The sequence below is a fragment of the Pseudomonas sp. 44 R 15 genome, assembly GCF_900004965.1.
Taxonomy (GTDB): Bacteria; Pseudomonadota; Gammaproteobacteria; order Pseudomonadales; family Pseudomonadaceae; genus Aquipseudomonas; species Aquipseudomonas orientalis_A.
In genome coordinates this window covers 1-24,771 of record NZ_CVTU01000122.1, presented here as the reverse complement: position 1 = coordinate 24,771, position 24,771 = coordinate 1, and the positions used below count along the sequence as shown (strand labels likewise).

Below are 24,771 nucleotides of genomic sequence, written 5' to 3'. Positions count from 1 at the left end.
AGTGCGAATTCGCCTTATTAGCTGGCGGCGCAATCAATAACCTTCAAGGCATCGAATCTGTGCCTTGAAGGAACCTGCATGTTTACCCTCTCTCAACTGCGAAATTGCATCGAAGAAGGCCTGTCGCCGCTGACATGCGAATTCACCCTATGCCGGGATGCGTCCTTGACCCTCAAGGTATTCGACGCCGAAACCGGCCGAGTCGACCTGGTGGTCACCGGTATCAGCACCAACCGGCTGCAGACCCCGGAAGAAGTGACGAAAATGGTCGATGAATTGCGCTACGAACTGCAGAGCAATACGGTCGGCAAACTCAACCTGGATGACCTGCCTTCAGCTTCGCCCCAATGAAATAGAACACCCCGCCCCCTACGATAAATCCCCCGAGCATCAAAAACATGTAATGCGCCGGCAGGCTGGCCAGCACCAGCCCGCATAACACCGGTCCCAATGCGGCACCGAGATTGGCCAGGTTCTGCGCGCCGTAATACATACCGCGCAAGTGGTCAGGAGCAATCCGGTCGATAAACATGTACTCGGCCGGAAACACGATGATTTCCCCCACGGTAAATACCGCCATCGCCAGTACCCACCACAGCAGGCTGGTGGACAGCGCAAAGCCAATCAACCCCAGCATGAACATACTCAAGCCCGCGATCAGCCACTGGCTCAAGTAGCGGTGCGAGATGCGCCGGCCAATCAGGTACTGCAAGGCAATCACCAGAACGGCGTTGGTGGTGAGTATTGTGCTGATTACCGTGTAGGTGTATTCAGCGGTGGTGGTGGTCACCAGGTATTGCGACAGGTAGGCGACGAACTGACCGAACACCACGGCACTGAGCAGTCCACCAACGGTGAAACACACCAGGCGCTGATCCTTGAGCAGCACCCGGCCTACGGCGAGGAATGACACCGGTTTTTGCGTGGCATCGACGGTGGTCAGTGCGCGGTCGCCCAGGCGCCAATACAACAGGAAAAATCCCGCGCCCAACAGCGCCGACAGAATAAACGGCAGGCTGATATCCAGCTTGGCCACCATCGCGCCAAAAAACGGGCCCACGGCATAGCCGATATTGGTCAGGGTGTATTTGATGGAGAACACTTCGCTGCGCCCATCCTCGGGCAGCACGCTGGCGAAACCGGCCTTGATCGCAATATCGATGACCGCATAGGCCAGGTTGATCAAAATCAGGCAGCTATAGAATGCCCAGACAGTCTGCGCCAGGACCGTACCGATGAAACCCAGCACAAACACCAGGCTCAGCCCGAGCAGCAAGCGGTAACTGTTGACGCGGTCGACGAGGAAACCGCCATAGACGCTGAGCAGCGAGCCCACAATCAGCGAACTGCCGATCACCAGGCCGACCTGGCTGATATCCAGGGCGAAATGGCCGGTGAGGTAAATCACCAGGTACGGAAACGTGATCGCCTTGGCCAGCGTCAGCAACAACGTGGCCGACAGCAGCAGGTTCACCGTGCGGGGATAGTTTCTAATTGCGGCAAGCATCCTGCTCTCTTTCCTTGAAGGTAACGCGACCATTGCGGTCGGCTACCTTAACCCAGGAAAGATGACGCGAGCAGGTGGTCCGGCAGGATTATTTCTTAACCGGCGTAATCTCAAGGATGGTGCCGTTGGTGGTCTTGAGCAGGACGTACTTGTCGCCTACACGTGCCCACTGGCTCTCCTCTTCGGGCTGCTTGAGGCCGCGTTTTTTCCAGTCTTTAACCGCCGATTCCTTGCGCATCAACATGTCCGGGGCGCGGTCGCCTTCTTTCAAGTCACGGGCGTTGATATTTGAAGGTTGCACGGTTTCCTGAGGGGTATCGCCGGCCTGCACCACGAAACTCGCAGTGGACAGGCTTGCGGCAACGAGAACACAGGCAAATAGGGATTTGGACTTCATGGGTGCTCCTTCAATTCAGGGGACGTACCCAGGTTCCGACCGCAGCGGCGCGAAATCATTCAGCCGCTCACCTTGCTCCAGCCCCCCCGCTTGAGTTGCCGTCATCAACGGCCCAGCCGGATCACTGGCCGGTCGGCACTTTTAACGTTGGACAAGCCGTTGGAAATGGCCATTATCCACTATGATTGCGACCTCACTTTCACAGATAAGGACATCCAATGTTCGGCAGCGTTTTCTGGATCATTTTCATTGGCGTTCTCAGTGTGATCGCGCTCTACCTGATCAGCCTCTACAACACGCTGGTCAGTTTGCGAAATCGCTTCAAGAACGCGTTCAGCCAGATCGAGGTGCAACTCAAGCGGCGCCATGACCTGATCCCCAACCTGGTGGAAACGGCCAAGGCGTACATGAGTCATGAGCGCGGCACACTGGTGGCTGTCACCGAAGCACGCAACGTGGCGGCAGCCTGCCTCAAGCTCGCGGCGGCAGAACCTGGCAGTGCGCACTCCATCGCGCAACTGGGCAAGAATGAGAGTCGGCTCAACACGGCCGTGGATAACCTGAACGTTTCGCTTGAGGATTATCCGGACCTGTATGCATCAGAAACAATGATGCAACTGAGCGATGAAATGACCAATACCGAAAACCGCATTGCGTATGCCCGTCAGTTCTTCAACGATGCGGTGATGGAATACAACATTTTCCGCCAGAAATTTCCGACGATCCTCATGGCCCAGGCCGTGGGGCACGGCACGGACGCGACGTTGCTGGAGTTTGAAGACAGCAAACAGATTCAAACCGTCCCGACGGTATCCTTCACCTGATCAGTGCCACGGATGGCTGCATGAACTTTTTTGAACATCAGGACCGGGCTCGCAGAAATGCGATCTATCGCGTGTTACTGGTGACCGTGATTGTGCTCACCCCTGCTCTATTCGGGGTATTTTTATCAACCTGGTTTGATGAGATTCATTGGTACGAACCCTTGCTTATCTCTGCAGTGATACTGCCGTTCATTGCGGCAGGGTACTGGTTCCAGGGCCGCAAGCTGAAAAAGGGCGGCAGCGCAATTGCAGAAAGCTTCGGTGGCGTACTGATCAGTGCGGAGCCGGTGGCGCAAGACAATCGTTGGCTGCTTGATATCGTCGAGGAAATGGCCATTGCTTCAGGCAGCCATGTGCCCTTGGTTTACATGATGAATCAGGGATGCATCAACGCCCTTGCCGCCGGCCGCACCCCGAAAGACTCGGTCATCTGCGTGACCTTTGGCGCGACCGTCATGTTCAATCGTGGAGAAATGCAAGCAGTCGTTGCCCATTTGTTCAGCCAGATTCACAACAATGACATGCGCTCCGATGCACGTATGACGGGAGTCTATCTAGGCGTCGCCTGGTTTACCCTGCTGCTTCTACCTGTCGCCGCCAGTGGCGTGATCGGCGCATCGTTGTTCTTCCTGGCAGGCGGCTGGGCTTACCTCACCTATTTCGCGATGTCGCGCGTCAACCGCCAACGCAAGTTCCTGGCCGACGCCACAGCTGCGCAGTTCACACGTCACCCGCAAAGCGTTGCCAGCGCACTGATGAAAATAGGTGGACACCCATCTTCATCGTTTCTGACGTGCTGCAAGGAGACAGAGAGCTTCCTGCCGATGTTTTTCGCGGCGCCCTTCCGCAAATTCTCACAGCGATCCATTTCTCCTCATCCCCCACTCGCGAAACGAATAGCGCGGCTCTATCCCGAGTGGGATGGCGAGTACCCGGATGTTCCTCCGCTGGAAACCCTGATGGGCGACGATGAACAGGCCCAGGAGAATCGTCGCCGCTGGGAAGTCCTTGGCGCCGTGGCCATTGCTGCCAGAGGGCTGAACAGTACGCAAGAAGAGCCGGCACAGCGTTATCAGACTCAAGCCACCCAGAGCATGATCCCCTATGAGGCCTGGTCGGTAGCGGGCGACCCTGCCGGCGCACAAGCCCTGATCTACAGCTTGCTGCTCTGCGTACAGCCGGCTCTGCGCGCGCGGCAACTTACGCTGCTGCAGGAAACCCTCGATCCACAAGTCGCCCACTTCCTGCCGGGGTTGGACGCACCTGTACGTGGGCTTGACCGCTATCTGCGCCTGTCGTTGTTGGACCTGTGCGTTCCGGCGCTCAAGCAATTGCCAGCCGACCAATACAAAGTGTTCACCAACACGGTGAGGAGCCTGGTTGCCGTCGATTCCCGCAGCCTTTTTGGGGGTTGGGCCTTGATCAACATACTCGATGCACAAGTGCTGCCCAAGCCCCCAATCAAACGCCGGTCCACACTGGAACAACAGGAGGACAACATAACGTTGCTGCTCGGCATACTTGCCCTCACAGGGCAAAGAAGCCAGGCACAGATTGAGCTGGCGTACTACCGCGCCTGTGATGTATTGCCCTTTTATACGGCGCCAATGAAGACACTGAAAGAAGGTGCAAGCCTGGATGCACTCGACAAACCGTTGAAAGGCCTGCAACAGCTTCAACCGGAAGATAAAGCGATCCTGATGGAAGCGGTCGCGGTCTGCATCGAAAACGACGGCCATATCACCCCCGAAGAAATCGAGTTGGCGCGCGCGATCGCCGCCATCCTCGATTGCCCGATGCCCGAAGGCCTGCAAACACCTCCGATTGCGGAGGACGAAGCGTCCCCATTGCCCGCATGAAATAATTCCTGTAATTTTTCATGAAATTATCTGACCTATATTTCATGAGCCCTCAAGAAGAACTCGCCACCCTCGCCGCGTTGATCCACGACCTGCGCAAGCACAAGAAACTCACCCTCGCCCAACTCGCGCAGAAGATCGAGCGGTCGGTGGGTTTTCTGTCCCAGGTCGAGCGCGGCCTGTCGCGCCCAACCGTCGCCGACCTGACCGCCATCAGCCACGCCCTCGACGTCCCTACGACCTATTTCTACAGCCGGCCCAAACCCAGGGCGGTGGATTGGGTCACCCGCCCCAACGAGCGGCGCACGGTGTACTACGCCAATGGCATCACCGACATCCTCGTCTCGCCGAGCATGAACGGTGCGTTCTCGATGCTCGACAGCCTGTTGGCACCCGGCGCCAACAGTGGTGAACAGACCATGAGCGACCGCGCCGAGCAGGCCGGTTTTGTGCTGGAGGGCGAGCTGACCCTGTGGGTGCAAGGCGAAACCGATGCGGTCACCCTCCATGCCGGCGACAGCTTCCATCTCGCCAGCTTCGCCCACTGCCGCTACGCCAACCTGACCGACCTGCCCGCCCGCGTGCTGTGGGTTTACAACTAGGAGTTGCACCCGTGAAAAGCCCCTCTGCAACCTTGCTGGCCGAAGTTCGGACCTTCCGCCAGAACCACCCCGATGTGCGCTACGTCGACCTGATCGCCTTGGACATTGCGGGGCATTTCTACGGCAAGCGCTACCCGGTGGACATGCTCGAGAAAGTCGCCGCCGGCAGCCCCTTGAAGCTGCCGCAGAACGCCGTATTGCTGGGGGCCCAGGGCGGGTTGTTCAAGATTGGCGACTACTGCTTCAACGACGGTGACCCGGACGCCAATCGGCGCCTAATTCCAGGTACGCTGAAGCCGGTGAGCTGGGAGTCGCAGCCGCTGGGGCAGATGCTGATCACCTCCGACGGCACCGAAGCGCCGATCGAATTCGAACCCCGCGAAGTCCTGGCCAACGTGCTGGAACGCCTGCGCCTCAAAGGCATTCACCCGGTCGTGGCGTTTGAGCTAGAGTTCTACCTGTTCGACAAAAAGCTCAACAACGGCCTGCCGCAATTCCCCCGCGACCCGCTGAGCGACGATGCCGACGACCAGCCCACCCTGCATATCGACCGACTGTCGCGCTTTGGCGACGTGCTGGACGACATGGCGCAAACCGCCACGGCCCAGGGCATCGATATCACGGTGATCACCGCCGAAATCGGCCCGGGCCAGTTCGAAATCAACTTCGGCCATTGCGACGACGGCCTGCGCGCCGCCGACTGGGCTGCCCTGTTCTGCCGCAGCACGCGCGGCGTGGCACTCAAGCATGGCTACCGCGCCAGCTTCATGGCCAAGCCTTACCTGCAGTTTCCCGGCAGCGGCATGCATGTGCACGTCAGCCTGTATGACGGTGCGGGCAACAACCTGCTGGCGGCGCACCAGCAGCAACCGCTGCGCCACGCCGTGGCCGGTTGCCTGGCGTTGCTGCCCCACTGCATGCCGATCTTCGCCCCCAACCACAACGCTTTGCGCCGCCTCGGCGGTACGGTCAACGCCGCCACCCGCGCCAGCTGGGGTTTCGAAGACCGGGATGCGTGCGTGCGCATCCCCGAGTCAGACCCGCGCAACCTGCGTATCGAGCATCGCCTGGCCAGCGCCGACGCCAACCCCTACCTGGTGTTGGCGGCGATCCTCGCCGGTTTGGAGCATGGCCTCGAAGCCAGGCAGGACCCTATCGCGCCACTGAATGAAGACCGCAGCAGCGGCACTGATCTCCCCGTGGAAATGCTCGACGCCGTGCGCGCCATGCAACATCAGCAGGTTGTGCGCGACAAGCTGGGCGCGGAATTTGTCGATGTGTATTGCGAGAACAAGCGCCAGGATCACCTGGCGTTCCAGCAGGAAATTCATGCGCGGGAATATCGCTGGTTCCTTTAGCCAACGACCACGGGCGAAATGCGAAAGGCCTGACACACATCAAGGAAAGGCTCTAGAACGGGCCTTTCCGGCGAAAAAATTGTCGAACAATCCTGGCCTTGGCCATTGAGAGCGATTATCATCCGGCGCCTTCTCACTACCCGTCGGGTAGTTGTTTCAATGTGTCACCCGAGGCGCCCATGTACCGTTTTTCGTTTCACCGCCCTTTGATTGCCATCAGCCTGGGGCTGGTTTCCCATACCGTCTGCGCAGCCCTGCAACCTGTCGCCGAAGCGCCACTGGCCAGCGACACCCAATTGCACTGCCACTTCAATCGCGACGCCAGTACCGACTGCACCACCACCGAGCACTACACCATTCTCAAGCCCAGCGGGCGCGAAATGCTCTCGCGCATCGACTTCGATTACGCCGAAGATGACCGGTTTGAAGTCATCAGCGCGCAGACAATCCAGCCTGGCGGCAAGCCCGTCAGCCTGAGCGCCCAACACATCGACACCCGCACCGCCCCTGGTTCCGAACATGGGTTTACGCGGGATAAACAGACCTCCCTGGCCTTTCCAAACCTTCGCGTTGGCACACAGATCAGCTACACGGTACGTAAATATCAGCCTGCACAAGCGCTGATATCCCAATTTCACTACAGCCTCATGTTCGGTGCAGGCCCCATTCGCAGCGATCACTTCAAGGCGCGCTTTACTGCCGAAACGCCCATCCAGTGGCGCAGTGAATATTTCGAAGGATTTACCGTGACCCCGTCAGCCGACGGCAAGGCACTGGAGATCGTGCGCAAGACCCCGGTTTACCGAAACTATATCAATGAGCCAGCCGACAGCGCGTACCGGCGTCAGGCGCATATCGAAGTGGGAAGCTCCCTGGACCGCCAGGCCTATTTCGGCGAATTGGCCCAACGCTACAAGCAGATACTCGATGCCGCCCTGCCCCCCGACAGCGCAGCGACCGTGGCCCGGGTTCGGGCCCTTCCACCCGGCGAACGGGTAGCCGCCCTGATGCAGCACATCAACGATCACTACCGTTACCTGGACGATTGGCGCGCGACGGGGCGTGGCTATATACCGTTCGACCTCAAGGACATCGAGGCCCATGGTTATGGCGACTGCAAAGACCTGGCGGTCCTGCTCAGCGCCATGCTCAACGCCAGTGGCATCAAGGCCGAGACCGCGTGGGTCAGCCGTGGCTACAGGGTGAACGCCTTGTTGATTCCCGGCCCCAACGCGCCAAACCATGTGATCGTTCGCGCCGAAGTGGACGGTCAGGTGTGGTGGCTGGACCCCACCAATCCGGTCTTCGCCCCCGGCCAGGTCATGCCCGATATTCAGGACCGCTGGGCATTGGTCAACAACGCCCAGGGACAGGTACGTGAAGACCACATTCCCATGGAGCGTCCGGAAACCAGCCTGCGCATGGACAAACAGGTGCACTACGACAAACAAGGCCATGGCGCTACCCAGGCCACTATCACGTTCAGCCGCCTGCCGCTGATGCAACTGAGCGTCGCTGATCGCGAGCAGGGCACTACCGCTACCGATGAGGACATCTGCGCCAACTTCGGCAATGGCATCAGCGACTGCCGGATCACCCGTGAACCCACCGAGTTTGTGGTGCACGACGGCTACAGCGTCAGTGCACGGATGAACGATCAGCGCGCCCTGGAAAAGCTGGGCAATGATTACGTCTACACCGATCCGTCACTGCAAGATCGCTGGGAGAGTTACATCAATTACCGTCGTCAGGGACAACAGACCGACCTGTATCTGGGCAACCCTGAAACCTATGACTACACCTATACCCTGACAGGCGCCAAGATGGAAAAAGCCATCCCCGGCTGCGCAGTGCGCTCGCCCTGGTACGACCTGAACTTGGACGGGAAACTGGAGGATGGCACGCTGCGCTATCACTATCGCCTCAGCCAGAAAAAGCGCTGGTTGACCCATGATGAAGTGGTCAGTGATGCATTCGGCAAGATGATTGACGAGGCTCGGGCCTGTGCCGAGCAGGTGCATCAGGTGGTGAAGCTCTAAATTCCTGCCTGACATAACAGGGTTCAAATGTGGGAGGGGGCTTGCCCCCTCCCACATTTCAATCAGGTTCCTTCAGTTGGATTCGCCAAGCAACAAACCCTGCTCCCGCGCGCACAACTCCACCACATAATCCCACAACACCCGCAACCGCACCGACTTGTGCAACTCCCGCCGCGAACTGATCCAATAACTGCGCTGGATGCTCTCCCCCGGCAACAACGGCACCAACTGCGCATCGCCCGCTGCCATGAAACAGGGCAATACCGCGATCCCCAGGCCGGATCGCGCGGCCTGGTGCTGGGCAATCACGCTGGTGCTGTGAAAGACCACCTTGGGACTGCGACAAAAGCTGCTGAGGAATTTCAGTTCCTGGCTGAACAGCAGGTCATCGACGTAATCGATCCACGCATGGGCCGCGAGGTCTTCGCGTTTTTCAATCAGCGGATGACGCTCAAGGTAAGTGCGGCTGGCATACAGCGCCAGGCGGTAATCGGTGAGTTTGCGGGTCACCAACTGATCGACGCTGGGGCGTTCCAGGTGAATGCTGATTTCCGCTTCGCGGTTGAGGATGCTGACAAAGCGCGGCACCGCGACCAGTTCCACTTCCAGGCCGGGATAACGCTCAAACAGCCCGCCCATGCGACCGGCGAGGAACATCACCCCCAGGCCCTCCGCCACCCCCAGGCGAATTTTGCCCAGGGGCGCCGCGCAATGGGTCAGTTCGTCTTCGGCCAGCAGCGCCACGTTTTCCATGGCTTCGGCATGTTTGAGCAGGGCTTCGCCGGACGGCGTCAGCTCGTAACCCTGGGCGTGCTGCACGAACAGCGCCGTACCGAGGCTTTTTTCGATGGCCTCGATATGCCGCGCCACCGTGGCGTGCGTGGTCTTCAAGCGTTGCGCGGCGGTGAGCAAGCGGCCGCTGCGCTGCAATTCGAGAAAAAACCGCAGGTCATTCCAGTCGAACATATCGCCTCCTTTGCGCACGCGTGGGCAGCGCTGTTTAAAAACGCACAGCAGCTGGGCAAAAACTAACATTTTTAAGACGAAAACTAACAACTAGGATGGAGCCAATAAGAAAAACAAGCGAGGCCCCAGATGCCCACTGCAACTGCTGAATACGATTACGTGATCGTCGGTGCCGGCCCCGCCGGCTGCTTGCTGGCCAATCGTCTGTCCGCCAACCCGGCCCATCGCGTCCTGCTGCTGGAAGCCGGTGGTCGCGATAACTACGCCTGGATTCATATTCCGGTCGGCTACCTGTTCTGCATCGGCAACCCGCGCACCGACTGGTGCTTCAAGACCCAGGCCCAGGCCGGCCTGCAAGGTCGCGCCCTGAGCTACCCACGCGGCAAGGTACTGGGCGGTTGCTCGTCCATCAACGGCATGATCTATATGCGCGGCCAGGCCCGGGACTATGACGGCTGGGCGGCGCAAGGCAACCCGGGCTGGGCCTGGAATGATGTCTTGCCGCTGTTCAAGCACAGCGAAAACCATTTCGCCGGCGATTCGCCATTCCACAGCGACGGCGGCGAATGGCGCGTCGAGCAGCAGCGCCTGCATTGGCCGATCCTCGATGCATTTCGCGACGCAGCCGAGCAGAGCGGCATCGCCAATATCAGCGATTTCAATCAGGGCGATAACGAAGGTTGCGGTTATTTCCAGGTCAACCAGAAGGCCGGGGTGCGCTGGAACGCGGCCAAGGCGTTTCTCAAACCGGTCCGCCAACGGCTCAATCTGACGGTATTGACCGAGGTGGAGGTCGACCGCGTGGTGCTGGAAAACGGCCGTGCCTCCCAAGTGATCGGGCGCCGGCACGGCCAGCAACTGAGCTGGAAAGCCTGCAGGGAAATCGTGCTGTGCGCCGGTGCCGTGGGCTCGCCAGGCATCCTGCAACGCTCGGGTATCGGCCCTGCCCACGTGCTCAAACCGTTGGGCATCGACGTGGTGCATGAACTGCCGGGCGTGGGTGGCAACCTGCAGGACCACCTGCAACTGCGCCTGATCTACAAGCTGGAAAACGCGCGCACCCTGAACCAGATTGCCGGCACCGTATGGGGCAAGATGGGCATGGGCCTGCGCTACCTGTATGACCGCAGCGGGCCGCTGTCGATGGCGCCCAGCCAGCTTGGCGCGTTTGCCCGCTCCGGCCCGGAGCAGACCTCGGCCAACCTTCAATACCATGTGCAGCCGTTGTCCCTGGAGCGCTTTGGCGAACCGCTGCACGCGTTTCCGGCCTTTACCGCCTCGGTCTGCGACCTGCGCCCACACAGCCGCGGGCGCATCGATATCCGCTCTGCCAACCCGGCGGACGCACCGCTGATCCAGCCCAACTACCTCAGCCACCCCGAAGACCTGCGCGTGGCCGCCGACGCCATTCGCCTGACCCGGCGAATCGTGGCCGCGCCGGCCCTGAGCCGGTTCAAGCCGGTGGAATACCTGCCCGGTGACGCGCTGCAAACCGAAGAACAGTTGCACGAAGCCGCGGCGCGCATCGGCACGACCATCTTCCATCCGGTGGGCACCTGCCGCATGGGCGATGACAAGGACGCCGTGGTCGACGCACAGCTGCGCGTGCATGGCGTGCCGGGCCTGCGCATCGCCGACGCCTCGATCATGCCGCGCATTACCTCGGGCAACACCTGCTCACCGACGCTGATGATCGCCGAGAAGGCCGCGCAGTTGATCCTCTCACCGAACACAAGGAGCCTCGCCCCGCAGAGAGAACTGGTTCACGCAATCTGAATAGCGGCGCCGCACCCGGCGCCGACAGTGGAACAACAATAAATAATCACTGTGAGGGTTACCCGATGTCAGAACATGCTCAACCCCTGGGCTCGGCGATGGATGCGAGCACCGGCAACGACTCGAAGAAAGTCATTTTTGCCTCGTCCCTCGGGACGGTTTTCGAATGGTATGACTTCTTCCTCTACGGCGCCCTCGCGGCGGTGATCAGCAAGCAGTTCTTTGCCGGGGTCAACGACACCACGGCGTTTATCTTTGCGCTGATGGCATTCGCCGCAGGCTTCGTGGTGCGGCCGTTCGGCGCGCTGGTATTCGGCCGCCTGGGCGACATGATCGGGCGCAAGTACACCTTCCTCGTCACCATCATTCTGATGGGCGTGGCCACCTTTTGCGTGGGCCTGCTGCCGACCTATGCCAGCATCGGCATCGCCGCACCGATCATTCTGATCGTGCTGCGCATGCTGCAAGGCCTGGCGCTGGGCGGTGAATACGGGGGCGCCGCCACGTATGTGGCCGAGCATGCGCCTGCCGGCAAACGTGGCTTGCACACCAGCTGGATTCAATCCACCGCCACCCTCGGCCTGTTGCTGTCGTTGCTGGTGGTACTGGCCTGCCGTTACTTCACCGGCGACCAGTTCGAGGTATGGGGCTGGCGTATTCCGTTCCTGTTCTCCATCGTGTTGCTGGGCATCTCCACCTGGATTCGCATGAGCCTGCACGAATCGCCCGCGTTCCTGAAAATGAAAGAGGAAGGCAAGGCCAGCAAGGCGCCAATCCGCGACTCGTTCGGTAAGTGGGAAAACCTCAAGGTCGTACTGATCGCACTGTTCAGCATCAACGGCGGGCAGGCGGTGACCTTTTATGCGGCGCAGTTTTATGTGCTGTTCTTCCTCACCCAGTTCCTGAAGATGGACCCGGCCCTGGCCAACATGTTGCTGATCATCAGCGTGGTGATTGGCGCGCCGTTCTTCATCCTGTTTGGCTGGCTGTCGGACAAGGTCGGGCGCAAGCCAGTGCTGATGCTTGGCCTGCTGCTGGCGACTTTCCTGTACTTCCCGATCTTCAAGGGCCTGGCGCACTACACCAACCCGGCGATGGACCAAGCGAGCCGCCAGGCACCGATTACCGTGCTGGCCGACCCGGCCACCTGTACGTTCCAGTTCGACCCGGTGGGCAAGGCACGCTTTGACAGCCCGTGCGACAAGGTCAAGACCTTCCTGGTCAAGCAGGGCCTGCCCTACAGCAGCGTCGCCGCCCCAGCCGGCACGCCGGTACAAGTCAATGTGGGCGACGTCAGTATCGATGGTTTTGATGAAGCGGCCTTGCGTGGTGCAGTGACGCTGGCCGGCTACCCGAGTTCGGCGGACATGGCCCAGGTCAATAAGGTGATGGTGGTGGCGCTGATCGTGGCACTGATCCTGATCGCAGCCATGTGCTACGGCCCCTTGGCGGCGCTGATGGTGGAACTGTTCCCGACACGCATCCGCTACACCTCGATGTCGCTGCCCTACCATATCGGTAACGGCTGGTTCGGCGGGTTCCTGCCCACCGTGTCGTTTGCCCTGGTGGTGTACACCGGGGATATCTTCTATGGCTTGTGGTACCCGGTGGTGGTGACCGGCGTGAGCCTGATCGTCGGGCTGTTCTGCCTGAAGGAAACGCGGCATGTGGATATCGACAATAACTGAGTTGCCTTAAGCACTGCACATCCCCTGTGGGAGGGGGCTTGCCCCCGATGGCGGTAGTTCAGTCGATGTCTTCAAGACTGATACACCGCTATCGGGGGCAAGCCCCCTCCCACATTCATCTGTGGTGCCTACATAATTTGCTGTACATCCATACAGATAACAGTTGCTCAATTCGCTTTGACTAAGCATCCTGCAAGGCATCAACCAATACGATGTGATGACCATGCAGCTGTACCTCTGTGAAAAACCCTCCCAAGCCAAGGACATCGCGGCCGTGCTCGGCGCCAGTCGTCGGGGCGATGGATGCTGGCTGGGCAATGGGGTCACGGTCACCTGGTGCATCGGCCACCTGCTGGAAACCGCTCCGCCTGACGCTTATGACGCCAAATACAAGCGCTGGGTATTGGCCGACCTGCCGATCGTCCCGGAAAAATGGAAGATGCAGGTCAAGCCCAGAACCGCCAGCCAGTTCAAGGTGGTCAAGCGTCTGCTGGGGGAAGCCAGGGAACTGGTGATCGCAACCGACGCCGACCGCGAGGGTGAAATGATCGCCCGTGAGCTGGTGGAACATTGCCGTTATCGCGGGCCGATCCAGCGGTTGTGGTTGTCGGCGCTCGATGATGCCTCCATCCGCAAGGCCCTGGCCGCGCTCAAGCCCGGCGCACACACCTTCAACCTGTATCACTCGGCCCTGGGCCGCTCCCGTGCCGACTGGCTGATCGGCATGAACATGAGCCGCCTGTTTACGTTGCTCGGACGTCAATCCGGCTATCAGGGCGTATTGCCGGTCGGCCGCGTGCAAACCCCTACCCTGCGCCTGGTGGTCGACCGTGACCGCAGCATCGCCGATTTCATCCCCGTGGCGTATTGGGCCATCGACGTGGACCTGCGCCACCAAAGCATGACCTTCACCGCGCAATGGCGCGCCACCGACGATGCCTGCGATGACCAGGGCCGTTGCCTCAACCCGCAGCTGGCCCGGGACGCCGCCGACGCCATGAGCCACGCGGCCGATGCGCGACTGGTAAAGCTGCGCACCGAACGCATGCGCGAGGCCGCCCCCCTGCCCTTCGACCTCGGCACCCTGCAGGAAATCTGCTCCAAAAAGCTCGGCCTCGGCGCCCAGGAAACCCTGGATATCGCCCAATCGCTCTACGAAACCCACAAGGTCATCACCTACCCGCGCAGCGATTGCGGCTATTTGCCATTGAGCCAGCACAGCGAAGCGCCAAAGATTCTCGCCGCACTCGGCCGCGCGGATGCAGCGGTGGCCGAGTTGATGCAGCATATTGATCCCCAGCGCCGCTCACGCGCCTGGAACGACGCCAAGGTCAGCGCCCACCACGGCATCATCCCCACCGGGGCCGGCAAGGACGTCGGGCAACTCACCGGCAAGCACCGCGCGGTCTACACGCTGATACGCGCACGCTACCTGGCGCAATTTCTGCCCAACCATGAATACGACCGAACCCAGGCGGACTTCGACTGTGCAGGCCAGGCGTTGCGTGCCGTGGGCAAGGTCATCATCGAACCGGGCTGGAAACGCGCATTGCCCGAAGCCCTTGCCCCCGCCAAAGGTCGGGACGTTGCTACTCCCCAAGCCTTGCCGATGCTGGTGCAAGGCCAGGACTGCGCGGTGGCCAGGGTCAACCTCAAGGACCTGTGGACCCAACCGCCCAAGCCTTTCACTGAAGGCGACCTGATCAAGGCAATGAAAAACGTCGCCAAGCTGGTGGAAGACCCACTGCTCAAGCAGAAACTCAAGGACACCACCGGCATTGGCACCGAGGCCACCCGCGCCGGCATCATCCAGGGCCTGCTGGACCGTGGTTACCTGGTGAAAAACGGCAAGGCACTGTCGGCCACCCCGGCCGCGTTCAGCCTGATCGATGCCGTACCCCGTGCCATCGCCGACCCCGGCACCACCGCCATCTGGGAACAGGCGCTGGATATGGTGCAAAGCGGCGAAATGAGCCTGGAAGAATTCGTCGCCAAACAAGCCGCGTGGATGAGCAAGCAGGTGGCTCGCTGCACTGGCATGCGCATGACCATCACCGCCCCCGCCAGCCCGGCAATCAAAGGCGCGGCGCCATGGAAAAACAAACGCAAGAGCGCGCCACGCAAGACGGCGACCAGTCCCAAACGGGCAAAAAGGCCGGCAAATGCCGGTTAAAACGCAAAAAAATCCGGCGAATGACGCTTTTCGACGGGTTTGACGCCGCTTTGGACCTTGCTGCGACGTAGTGCGTCTAGGATTCTGTAGGGGATAGCTGACTACCTAACAACAACACCGGAGTGGCCGCCATGAAAACCGTCGCAGAATTGCTCAAAGCCAAGGACCAGAAGAACCAGGAGGTCCACACCATCCAGTGGGACCACACCGTGTTCGAGGCGCTGGTGCGCATGTCCGAGAAAAACGTCGGGGCTTTGCCAGTGGTCAAGGACGGCGCAGTGGTGGGGATCATCAGCGAGCGCGATTACGCCCGCAAACTCATCCTCAAGGGGCTGTCGTCGGTGACCACCCGCGTTGACGACGTGATGAGCTCCCCGGTCATCACCGTAGATACCCATAAAACGGTCGAGGCGTGCATGAACATCATGACCGACAGTCACCTGCGCCACCTTCCGGTCGTCGAAGACGGCAAACTGCTCGGCCTGTTGTCCATCGGCGACCTGGTCAAGGAAGCCATTGCTGAACAAGCCGCCTTGATCAAACAGCTGGAGCAGTACATCCGCGGCGAATAGGAGATCCCATGCTCGACACGCTGCAACATCAAGCAGACCACCTCGACACGCTGCACCGGGCGATGGTCGAAAAGCGCTTCCTGGTGCTGACCGGTGCGGGCATCAGCACCTCGTCGGGTATCCCCGACTACCGTGACGGCGAAGGCGTGCGCCGGGGCAAAGCGCCGATGATGTACCAGGAGTTCCTCGCCACCGCGCAGGCACGCCGCCGTTATTGGGCCAGGGCAATGCTGGGTTGGCCACGGGTGCGCCTTGCCCAACCGAACAGGGCGCATCAGGCCCTGGCGACGTTGCAGCAACGTGGGATCATCAGTGGCCTGATCACGCAAAACGTCGACACGCTGCACGATCAGGCCGGCAGCCACGAGGTGATCGAGTTGCATGGCAGCTTGCACCGGGTGCTGTGCCTGGATTGCCGGCAGCGCAGCGAGCGCGACGCTATCCAGCGGCGGATGGAAATCGACAACCCGCACTTTGCGCACGTCCATGCGGTGCAGGCGCCTGACGGCGATACCTTGCTCGACCCTGTTTTCGAGGAGCACTTCCAGGTCCCATGCTGCCCCCACTGCGGGGGGCAACGGCTGAAACCGGACGTGGTGTTCTTTGGTGAAAACGTGGCGCCTGCTACCGCAGCCAGAGCGATGGCTGCCGTGAACGATGCCGAGGGGCTGCTGGTAGTGGGATCATCGCTGATGGCTTATTGGGCGTTTCGCCTGTGCAAGGCAATGGTGGAACAAGGCAAGCCGGTGATTGCCATCAACCTGGGCAAGACCCGCGGGGATGAGCTCCTGCAGATAAAGATCGAAGCGCAGTGTGAGCAATTATTACCTCTGCTGGTCGAGCGCGTGTAGGAGCGAGCGTGCTCGCAAAAAACCCAAAGGCGCCGCGTGCAACTTATCCACTTTACCAAACGCTATCACGCGACCCACCGCACGAAAAATGACGCCCAAGTCACGTTTCTCCTGCATCTCCCCGCCCCCACAACGATTTATGTAGTGCCTAAAAATAATCACTACATAATCGTTGACGTAAGCTTTTTGTCCTTGCATTATCGAGACGTCTCCCGGATCGGGAGTGCTGGTAACACGCGTTTTGAACAGGCTCGTCTGACCGCCGAGCTGTTTTTCCGGATGTGCACTGCCCACAAGGCAGATTGATGAAGCTGACTGGCCCCGAAAGGGAACGGTACAAGGAGCTAAAGCGCTGCTTGTCTTCGTTATGAAAGCGTTGCGTAGCGGTTCATCAGCAAAACTACATGCATCGGTTCACGACCCTGCCCGTATTCGGCAGACCGTCACTGACGCCCGGTTTTCTGAGCCGGAGACAACTTTGAAGTGTTAACGAATCAATTGATAGATCGCCAACTGGTCAAGGGGCTTACACATGAATCTGAACAACCAACCCACTATCGATGAACTGGCTGAGATGTTTGCCGTGCAGAAAGACACACTCGACGACCATATCCTGTGGATTGGAAAGTCGGGCGAAGTTCAACTTGACTGCGTAGCGCCTCACACCGAAGAAGCCGAGTTCGACCGCAATCACCGTGAACTGGCGGCGCGCCTGAAGATGTACCGTCGCGGCCAGGGTTATGTCGGCAAGAAAGCGGCGGCCGATCGCAACTTCATCGAGCAGGTATTCGACACACTTAACAATGCCTGGGCGTCTTTCAAAGACAGCTCGCAAGTTAAAGTGATAGATCGTTACTACTAAGTAGTTGTTCTAATGTGGGGGCTGGCGTGCCAGTCCCCACTTTTATTATGTGGTGTACTCAAAAAGTTGGAAACCGCCCCTTCCCCGCTTCATCTTTAAAGATATCGAACAGCACCTGCGCCGCTGCCGACAGTTCATGCCCAGGCTTGGTCAGTACGCCAATAGGCCGCTCGATCACCGGGCCGGTCAAGGTGATGCAACGGGCACCCGCCTCCTCCATCTGCCGTGCGCACAATGCCGGCACAGCACTGACCCCCAAGCCGCTGGCAACCATCTTGCCCACCGTAGCCAATTGATGGCTTTCCAGCGCCACGGGCAGTTTCATCTGCAAGGCGCCCAAGTGCTCTTCCAGCATGACCCGCACCGTCGATGGACGCTGGAGGGTAATGAAGGGTTGCTCCAGCAGCGTTTTCCAGTCGATCTCGGCCACCTGCGCCAAAGGCGAATCGCCCGGTACCACGGCGATAAACCGGTCCAGGTACAACGGCGTGAACACCAGTGACGAACCATCGGACGGCTCGAACGCCACGCCCAGTTCGACCTGGCGATCGCGCACCATCTCCAGCACCTGCTCGTTGATCAAGTCATGCACCGTCACGTTCACCTGAGGGTAACGCGCGCGGAATATCTTCAGGATCGGTGGCAGCAGGTTGCCGGCAAATGACGGCATCGCCGCCACCGTTACACGCCCGCGTTGCAGGGTGAAGCGTTGGCGCAGTTCGTCCTCGGCGTTGTCCCAGTCGGCAATCAATCGGCGCGCCAGCGGCAGCAGGGATTCGCCTTCGGGCGTCAGCGCGACATTGCGTGTATTGCGGCTGAACAGGCGCCCGCCCAGGCCTTCTTCCAGGCCTTTGATCGTCAGGCTCAGCGCCGATTGGGACAGGTGCAGACGCTCACACGCAGCGGCAAAACTCAGGCTCTGGGCCACGGCCAGGAAGGCACGCATTTGTTTAATGGTCATAGGAAGCTCCAAGCGACAAGTTGAAAGCTGCAAGTCAAAGCAGTCGCCGACTAGGCTTGAAGCTTGCGGCTTGAGGCTGATTATGCTGTTTTCCAAACCAATCAACCTTAAAAAACAACTTAACAAATCAATCCTTCAGCGCAACACTCGGTCCATTGGCTGGCCCACAAACAATAAGAGGTGCATATGGCAGGTTTCGATAAGCGCGTGGCGTCCTACGAAGAAGCGCTGGCAGGCCTGGAAGACGGCATGACCGTACTCTCCGGGGGTTTTGGCCTGTGCGGCATTCCGGAAAACCTCATCAATGAGATCAAGCGCAAAGGCACCCGTGACCTGACCGTGGTGTCCAACAACTGCGGCGTCGACGGTTTCGGCCTGGGCGTGCTGCTGGAAGAAAAGCAGATCCGCAAGGTGATCGCTTCCTACGTGGGCGAAAACGCTCTGTTCGAAAAGCAGTTGCTCAGCGGCGAAATCGAAGTGGTGCTGACCCCCCAGGGCACCCTCGCGGAAAAAATGCGTGCAGGCGGCGCCGGCATCCCGGCCTTCTTTACCGCCACCGGGGTCGGCACTCCTGTCGCCGAAGGCAAGGAAACCCGCGAATTCAACGGCCGCCCCTACCTGATGGAAGAGTCCATCACCGGTGACTTCGCTATCGTCAAAGGCTGGAAAGCCGATCACTTCGGCAACGTCATCTATCGTCACACCGCCCAGAACTTCAACCCGCTGGCCGCCACCGCCGGCAAGATCACCGTGGTCGAAGTCGAGGAAATCGTCGAACCGGGCGAACTGGACCCGGCGCAGATCCACACCCCTGGCATCTACGTCGACCGGATCATCTGCGGCACCTTCGAGAAGCGCATCGAACAGCGCACCGTCCGCAAATAATCCACGTCCAGAACAATAAGAGGAATCAACCATGGCTCTTACCCGCGAACAAATGGCTCAACGCGTCGCCCGCGAAATGCAGGACGGTTTCTACGTCAACCTCGGCATCGGCATTCCAACCCTGGTGGCCAACTACATTCCCGACGGCATGGAAGTGATGCTGCAATCGGAGAATGGCCTGCTCGGCATGGGGCCGTTCCCGACTGAAGACACCATTGACGCCGACATGATCAACGCCGGCAAGCAAACCGTCACCGCACGCATCGGCGCCTCGATTTTCTCCTCCGCCGAGTCCTTTGCGATGATTCGCGGCGGCCACGTCGACCTCACCGTACTCGGCGCCTTTGAAGTCGACGTCCAGGGCAACATCGCCTCGTGGATGATTCCCGGCAAGCTGGTCAAGGGCATGGGCGGCGCGATGGACCTGGTGGCCGGTGCGGAAAATATCATCGTGATCATGACCCATGCGTCCAAGGACGGTGAGTCGAAACTGCTCAGCCAATGCAGCCTGCCGCTGACCGGCGCCCACTGCATCAAGCGCGTGCTGACGGACCTGGCCTACCTGGAAATCGAAAATGGCGCTTTTGTCCTCAAGGAACGCGCACCTGGCGTCAGCGTTGAAGAGATTGTCAGCAAGACCGCCGGTAAACTGATCGTCCCGGACCACGTTCCAGAAATGCATTTCCAGTGAGGACAGATTCCATGCAAGACGTCGTGATTGTTGCTGCCACCCGCACCGCCGTGGGCAGCTTCCAGGGTTCGCTGGCCACTGTCCCGGCCCCTGAACTGGGCGCTGCGGTGATTCGTCGCCTGCTGGAGCAGACCGGCCTCAACCCGGCCGAAGTCGATGAAGTGATTCTCGGCCAGGTACTCACCGCAGGCAGCGGCCAGAACCCGGCGCGCCAGGCCTCGATTCTCGCCGGCCTGCCCCACGCCGTGCCGAGCCTGACCCTGAACAAGGTGTGCGGCTCCGGCCTCAAGGCCCTGCACCTGGGGGCGCAGGCGATCCGTTGCGGCGACGCGGACGTGATCATCGCAGGCGGCATGGAAAACATGAGCCTGGCGCCGTACGTATTGCCCGCCGCGCGCACCGGTTTGCGCATGGGCCACGCCAAGATGATCGACAGCATGATCACCGACGGCCTGTGGGATGCGTTCAATGACTACCACATGGGCATTACCGCCGAAAACCTGGTGGACAAGTACGGCATCAGCCGTGAGGCGCAGGACGCCTTTGCCGCTGCCTCCCAGCAAAAAGCAATCGCCGCCCTCGAGGCCGGACGGTTTGCCGATGAGATCACACCGATCCTGATTCCCCAGCGCAAGGGCGACCCTCTGGTCTTCGACGTGGACGAACAGCCGCGTGCCGGTACCACCGCCGAGTCCCTGGCCAAGCTCAAACCCGCCTTTAAAAAGGACGGCAGCGTCACCGCCGGCAACGCCTCCAGCCTTAACGACGGCGCCGCAGCGGTGCTGTTGATGAGCGCCGCCAAAGCCAAGGCCCTCGGCCTGCCCGTGCTGGCACGAATCGCCAGCTATGCCAACGCCGGGGTTGACCCGGCAATCATGGGCATCGGCCCGGTCTCGGCCACCCGCCGCTGCCTGGACAAGGCCGGCTGGCAGTTGGGCGAGCTGGATTTGATCGAAGCCAACGAAGCCTTCGCCGCGCAATCCCTGGCGGTGGGCAAAGAGCTGGAATGGGACGCCGAAAAGGTCAACGTCAACGGCGGCGCCATCGCCATCGGCCACCCGATTGGTGCGTCAGGCTGCCGCGTGCTGGTGACCCTGCTGCACGAAATGATCAAGCGCGACGCCAAAAAAGGCTTGGCGACACTGTGCATCGGTGGCGGCCAAGGCGTAGCCCTCGCCCTTGAACGCGGCTGATGATCCAAGAGCAACACGGAAAAGGCCCGGTTCCACGAAAACCGGGCCTTTTCTTTATTGATCGTTTGATCGTTCCCTCGCTGCGCGTGGGAATGCATCCCGTGACGCTCCGCGTCACCCTTGCGCAGGTGCCGGATCTTGCGCCGAAAGCGGGACGCGGAGCGTCCAGGGCGGCATTCCCACGCAGAGCGTGGGAACGATCAAACGCCGCAAGAAATCAGCGCTTCATACAACGCTGATAGCGCTCATCCACCCGCTTTGCAAACCACGCCGTGGTCAGATTGCGGGTAATCTTCGGGCTCTTGAGCACGATGCCCGGCAGGATCGCCCGTGGCAATGGTTTGCCGGCAGCCTTGTCAGCCAGGGCGAACACGCGCTTGTAGAGGGTGGTGTCCTCGAAGTCCAACGCTTCGCCTTGCTCCAGTTGACTGCGAATGCTGGGGTTGCGCATGTCCAGTTTCGCCCCCAACGAACGCACCGCCAGTTCAGTGGTGCCGGGCAGCAACGAACCATAGCGAATCAAATCCCCATCCAGCGCCAATTCGGCGCCAGAGGCACGGCTGACGGCGGCCTGGAACGCAGCATTGCGGCTGGCGTACCAACCCGCATTGAAATCGGCAAAGCGGTACAGCGGCTGGTCATAGCTGACCGGGTAGCCCAGCAGATGGGCGATACCAAAGTACATGCCGCCACGGCGAGTGAACACTTCGCGGCGAATCGTACCGTCTACCGTGTAGGGATAACCCCGCGCCTGTTTCTGCGCAAAGTCGATGCTGACCTGCATCGGGCCGGCGGTATGCACCGGGTTGAAGCCGCCAAACAGCGTGTTGCCCAACGGCACGACGCCGATGAAATCGTCGAAGATCCCGCTCAGGTCCTTCTCGGTGCGCGCAGCATTCAAACGCTCGGCGTAGGTTTTGCCGGTGGGCGAGCGCAATTGCAAGGCGCTGCGCACGACAAACGCCGGCACATGAACCTTCCCGGCACGCCGCAGGATTTCGTCCTGGGCGATCTTGCCCATGCCCGGCACCGGTGGGTCGACCTGATACGTGGACTCCTGCTCGGTCACCGCCAGTACGGCGCAGATGTTTTCGGTGCTGGGATAGATCTTCTGGGTGTCGAATGCGGTGTAGATATCCTGGGCCCAACCTTCGCGATCCGCGACCTTGGCCGGCAGCAGGCGCACGATCTGCGTCTTCACCTCGGCCTCGCTGCGCTCGGGTTGCTGCGGACCGCGTGAGGTGGAGCAACCGGCCAGCACCAGTAAAGTTGCAAGGCAGAGGATCAGGCGGCTTGAATACATATGGCTTCCTTGGTGAACGGCGGGTCGGGCGATGGGGATATCGACAGGCAAGTCTAACCGGGGTTCGTGGGTATGCCGAACTCACTGCGACTCTGGCTGAAACTTCCCACATAACCGTCGGATAAGCTCTACTCCCCGCCTCTGAAAACCGCTGCAAAGTCCTTCGCCTGATTAAACAGTGCGAGGGATTGCAGATGGTTTTTCCGGTTAAAGCCCTGATCGACAGGGCTCACCCATGATCGACGCAACCAGCCAAGCCATTGGCTTCCTGGTGTTGGCCGCGATGGACGCAAAGACGCGGGACGTCGAATCCATCCTCAGCGATTTCCGGGGCTGCCTGCACCCATACGACACCTGGGCTCAAAGCTTTTTCAGCTTTTCGGCACTGAATGTCGAGCAAGTGTTCAAGGTGGGAGAAGAAGTAGCGCTCGTAGCGCCGATCAATCGGTCCCTCTTTCCCAGCAGCACGGTCGCCACGTGTACAGCCAACGGCACGTTGACCCTGGTGCATATGTTCCAGAGTTCGCGATTCGTGCCGATCGGCAACACGCCGGTCGTGGTGCAGCGCATCGATCCAGACGGCGGTCCGCTGGGGGACCCACTCCATAAAATCATCGGTCCCAGTGGCATTCTGGAAATCACCGAGTGTGATCGCAACCTGAAGTACCGAGTCAGTTTCTACCCCGACGTTTCTTCGGAGCATTTCAAGGCGCTGTACGCTTCTTATCAGTCGGTCATTGCGTCACTGGAAGGCTGGTTGCGCAGCGAGTGGGGGACCACTTTCGAACCCCTGTGGAAGGGGTACTCCGAGGCAAACTTCCTCGAACGCTACCTTTCGCTGTACGGCGCCTATGCCCGAGGTTTCAGCGACTCCCTTTACTCAATCTGGGACGACGTAGAGCAGTTATTTCAATGGCTGTCAGCCCCCCTGGCCAATGCTGAAAAGCTGCTGCATTACTTTTCCCAGGACGAGTTTGAAAAATTACTGACGTTAAGTGCCGAGACGCTCGCCAAGGGTCTGCTGGTGCTGAGCGACGAGCCGTTGCTGTTCATTTACCTGGCGGCGCTGGTCAGTTGGATGCGCATGCTGCCACCGCCCTATATGAACGAAATGCTGGGCGAGATTGGCGCCGAGGTCGTCATCAACCTGTTATTGGGCCCGGCGACGGGCGGCATGGGTATTGTGCTGCGCATAAGCACGAAAGTGCTGGCTGGCATCAAGTCGCGCCGGGTGCGCAGGTGGCTGGAGCAGATAGCCGAGCAGTTCGGGAAAGTTCGCCTGGTCGGGCATAGCGAAGCGCTCAAGCCGGTGCTGCTGAGCAGCGCGGCGACGCCGATCAAGGCAGTGCCGGTGGCGCCGTTGAAGGCTGGCGAGCATCTGGTTTCGAACCCCGGGCCGATGGTTCGCAACAAAACGCAGCGTACGGCGTTGGTGCGCCAGGAGCCGGTGGATGATGTGCCTGCCGTGGCGTCCAACCCGAAGGGCGATGCGGCGGCTTCTGCGGACAAGACCGTTACTCACGGTTGCCCCGTATCGATGGTCACCGGCGAGGAACTGCTGACTCTGACCGATGGCGCGCTGGATGGGATCTTGCCGTTAGAGTGGACGCGCTTGTATCGCACCAGTGCGGTGGACGTGGATTGCGGGTTGGGGTTTGGCTGGAGTCATGCGCTGGCGCACAGGCTTTCTGTGTCGGGCGAATCAGTGGTGTGGACCGACCATGAGAATCGCTCGACCACCCTGCCCTTGCCGACGGCGGCTCGGCCGGCGATTACCAACAGCCTGGCGGAAGCGGCGATCTACTTGGGGTCTGCGCCTGACGAGTTGGTGCTGGCCCAGTCTTCCCGGTTTTATCACTTTCAAGACGGCGTGCTGACGGCGATCAGCGATGCGTATGACAACCGATTGCGCATTGTCCGGGATCGGTTGGGGCGCATTGAGCGACTGGATAACGGTGCAGGCCGCTCGCTTTTTTTGCGGTATGAGTTCGACCGCATCGTGACGGTGGACTACCAGGTGCATCGCGCCAAAGGCCATGAACCCTTCGTGTGGGTAACCGAGCAGAACGTCGTTTCCTACGCCTACGACGACGCCGGACGACTGGTATCGGCGACCAATGCCGTCGGTGAACGCGAGGCTTATCGGTACGACGAAGAGCACGTCATTCTCGAGCGGCAATTGGCCGGTGGGGCGAGTTTCTTTTGGGCGTGGGAAAGGTCTGGTAAAGCCGCGCGCTGTGTCCGGCACTGGGCCAGTTTTTCGC

21 protein-coding genes are annotated in these 24,771 nt (G+C 60.2%); 16 read left to right on the top strand and 5 right to left on the bottom strand.

Annotated features, from left to right (window positions below; translation table 11 throughout):
* Window positions 1–78: 78 nt before the first annotated feature.
* The gene (locus BFP93_RS26410; protein WP_065895531.1) at window positions 79–351 is read left to right on the top strand and encodes a DUF1652 domain-containing protein; all 273 of its coding nucleotides are present in this window, start codon (window positions 79–81) and stop codon (window positions 349–351) included.
* Here the strand turns inward: BFP93_RS26410 and BFP93_RS26405 are convergent.
* Both BFP93_RS26405 and BFP93_RS26400 read right to left on the bottom strand, forming a co-directional pair.
* Complete coding sequence (locus tag BFP93_RS26405) at window positions 314–1,507, bottom strand: MFS transporter (protein WP_065895530.1); 1,194 nt, start codon at window positions 1,505–1,507, stop codon at window positions 314–316. The genes BFP93_RS26410 and BFP93_RS26405 overlap by 38 nt on opposite strands.
* Before the next feature lie 88 nt (window positions 1,508–1,595).
* Complete coding sequence (locus BFP93_RS26400; protein WP_065895529.1) at window positions 1,596–1,904, bottom strand: RcnB family protein; 309 nt, start codon at window positions 1,902–1,904, stop codon at window positions 1,596–1,598.
* A 218-nt stretch (window positions 1,905–2,122) separates the two neighbouring features.
* Here BFP93_RS26400 and BFP93_RS26395 point away from each other — a divergent pair, with 218 nt between their 5' ends.
* The 5 genes from BFP93_RS26395 to BFP93_RS26375 all read left to right on the top strand — a co-directional run bounded on the left by BFP93_RS26395 (window position 2,123) and on the right by BFP93_RS26375 (window position 8,586).
* Window positions 2,123–2,728, top strand: a complete 606-nt coding sequence (locus BFP93_RS26395; protein WP_065895528.1) for a LemA family protein — start codon at window positions 2,123–2,125, stop codon at window positions 2,726–2,728.
* 20 nt (window positions 2,729–2,748) lie between these two features.
* Entirely contained in the window at window positions 2,749–4,587 is a 1,839-nt protein-coding gene (locus tag BFP93_RS26390) for a M48 family metalloprotease (RefSeq protein WP_065895527.1), read from the top strand.
* 44 nt (window positions 4,588–4,631) lie between these two features.
* Complete coding sequence (locus BFP93_RS26385; RefSeq protein WP_065895526.1) at window positions 4,632–5,189, top strand: helix-turn-helix domain-containing protein; 558 nt, start codon at window positions 4,632–4,634, stop codon at window positions 5,187–5,189.
* An 11-nt stretch (window positions 5,190–5,200) separates the two neighbouring features.
* Complete coding sequence (locus tag BFP93_RS26380) at window positions 5,201–6,547, top strand: glutamine synthetase family protein (protein ID WP_065895525.1); 1,347 nt, start codon at window positions 5,201–5,203, stop codon at window positions 6,545–6,547.
* 179 nt (window positions 6,548–6,726) lie between these two features.
* Window positions 6,727–8,586 carry a DUF3857 domain-containing transglutaminase family protein gene (locus BFP93_RS26375; RefSeq protein WP_065895524.1) on the top strand — a complete coding sequence of 620 codons (1,860 nt, stop codon included), beginning with the start codon at window positions 6,727–6,729 and terminating at the stop codon, window positions 8,584–8,586.
* Between the two features lie 72 nt (window positions 8,587–8,658).
* On the opposite strand, the gene BFP93_RS26370 is transcribed toward BFP93_RS26375, so the two are convergent.
* Window positions 8,659–9,552: a LysR family transcriptional regulator gene (locus BFP93_RS26370; RefSeq protein WP_065895523.1), complete on the bottom strand. Its 894-nt coding sequence runs from the start codon at window positions 9,550–9,552 to the stop codon at window positions 8,659–8,661.
* A 129-nt stretch (window positions 9,553–9,681) separates the two neighbouring features.
* Here BFP93_RS26370 and BFP93_RS26365 point away from each other — a divergent pair, with 129 nt between their 5' ends.
* From BFP93_RS26365 to BFP93_RS26335, 6 genes are all read left to right on the top strand, one after another.
* The gene (locus BFP93_RS26365) at window positions 9,682–11,328 is read left to right on the top strand and encodes a GMC family oxidoreductase (RefSeq protein WP_065895522.1); all 1,647 of its coding nucleotides are present in this window, start codon (window positions 9,682–9,684) and stop codon (window positions 11,326–11,328) included.
* A gap of 65 nt (window positions 11,329–11,393) precedes the next feature.
* Entirely contained in the window at window positions 11,394–13,016 is a 1,623-nt protein-coding gene (locus tag BFP93_RS26360; RefSeq protein ID WP_065895521.1) for an MFS transporter, read from the top strand.
* Between the two features lie 217 nt (window positions 13,017–13,233).
* Window positions 13,234–15,189 (top strand): DNA topoisomerase III, encoded by a 1,956-nt coding sequence (locus tag BFP93_RS26355; protein WP_065895520.1) that lies wholly within the window; start codon window positions 13,234–13,236, stop codon window positions 15,187–15,189.
* Window positions 15,190–15,320: 131 nt separating this feature from the next.
* Window positions 15,321–15,761, top strand: a complete 441-nt coding sequence (locus tag BFP93_RS26350; RefSeq protein WP_065884401.1) for a CBS domain-containing protein — start codon at window positions 15,321–15,323, stop codon at window positions 15,759–15,761.
* A gap of 8 nt (window positions 15,762–15,769) precedes the next feature.
* The gene (locus BFP93_RS26345) at window positions 15,770–16,612 is read left to right on the top strand and encodes an NAD-dependent protein deacetylase (protein ID WP_065895519.1); all 843 of its coding nucleotides are present in this window, start codon (window positions 15,770–15,772) and stop codon (window positions 16,610–16,612) included.
* Between the two features lie 532 nt (window positions 16,613–17,144).
* Window positions 17,145–17,474, top strand: coding sequence for a hypothetical protein (locus BFP93_RS26335; RefSeq protein WP_065895517.1), 330 nt, complete (start codon window positions 17,145–17,147; stop codon window positions 17,472–17,474).
* A 58-nt stretch (window positions 17,475–17,532) separates the two neighbouring features.
* Here the strand turns inward: BFP93_RS26335 and BFP93_RS26330 are convergent, their stop codons facing one another.
* Entirely contained in the window at window positions 17,533–18,435 is a 903-nt protein-coding gene (locus BFP93_RS26330) for a LysR family transcriptional regulator (protein WP_065895516.1), read from the bottom strand.
* 186 nt (window positions 18,436–18,621) lie between these two features.
* Here BFP93_RS26330 and BFP93_RS26325 point away from each other — a divergent pair, with 186 nt between their 5' ends.
* Genes BFP93_RS26325 through BFP93_RS26315 form a run of 3 tightly spaced genes read left to right on the top strand, consistent with a single transcriptional unit; the run spans window position 18,622 to window position 21,204 of the window.
* On the top strand, window positions 18,622–19,320 hold the full coding sequence (locus BFP93_RS26325) for a CoA transferase subunit A (protein WP_057725645.1): 699 nt from the start codon (window positions 18,622–18,624) through the stop codon (window positions 19,318–19,320).
* Between the two features lie 31 nt (window positions 19,321–19,351).
* Complete coding sequence (locus tag BFP93_RS26320; RefSeq protein WP_057725646.1) at window positions 19,352–20,011, top strand: CoA transferase subunit B; 660 nt, start codon at window positions 19,352–19,354, stop codon at window positions 20,009–20,011.
* An 11-nt stretch (window positions 20,012–20,022) separates the two neighbouring features.
* Window positions 20,023–21,204 carry an acetyl-CoA C-acetyltransferase gene (locus BFP93_RS26315; protein ID WP_065895515.1) on the top strand — a complete coding sequence of 394 codons (1,182 nt, stop codon included), beginning with the start codon at window positions 20,023–20,025 and terminating at the stop codon, window positions 21,202–21,204.
* A 217-nt stretch (window positions 21,205–21,421) separates the two neighbouring features.
* Here the strand turns inward: BFP93_RS26315 and BFP93_RS26310 are convergent, their stop codons facing one another.
* Window positions 21,422–22,507 (bottom strand): DUF1615 domain-containing protein, encoded by a 1,086-nt coding sequence (locus BFP93_RS26310; RefSeq protein WP_065895514.1) that lies wholly within the window; start codon window positions 22,505–22,507, stop codon window positions 21,422–21,424.
* A gap of 235 nt (window positions 22,508–22,742) precedes the next feature.
* On the opposite strand from BFP93_RS26310, the gene BFP93_RS26305 reads away from it, so the two are divergent.
* Window positions 22,743–24,771, top strand: a 2,029-nt coding sequence (locus BFP93_RS26305; RefSeq protein WP_176717586.1) for an RHS repeat domain-containing protein, incomplete at its 3' end; no start/stop codon positions are given.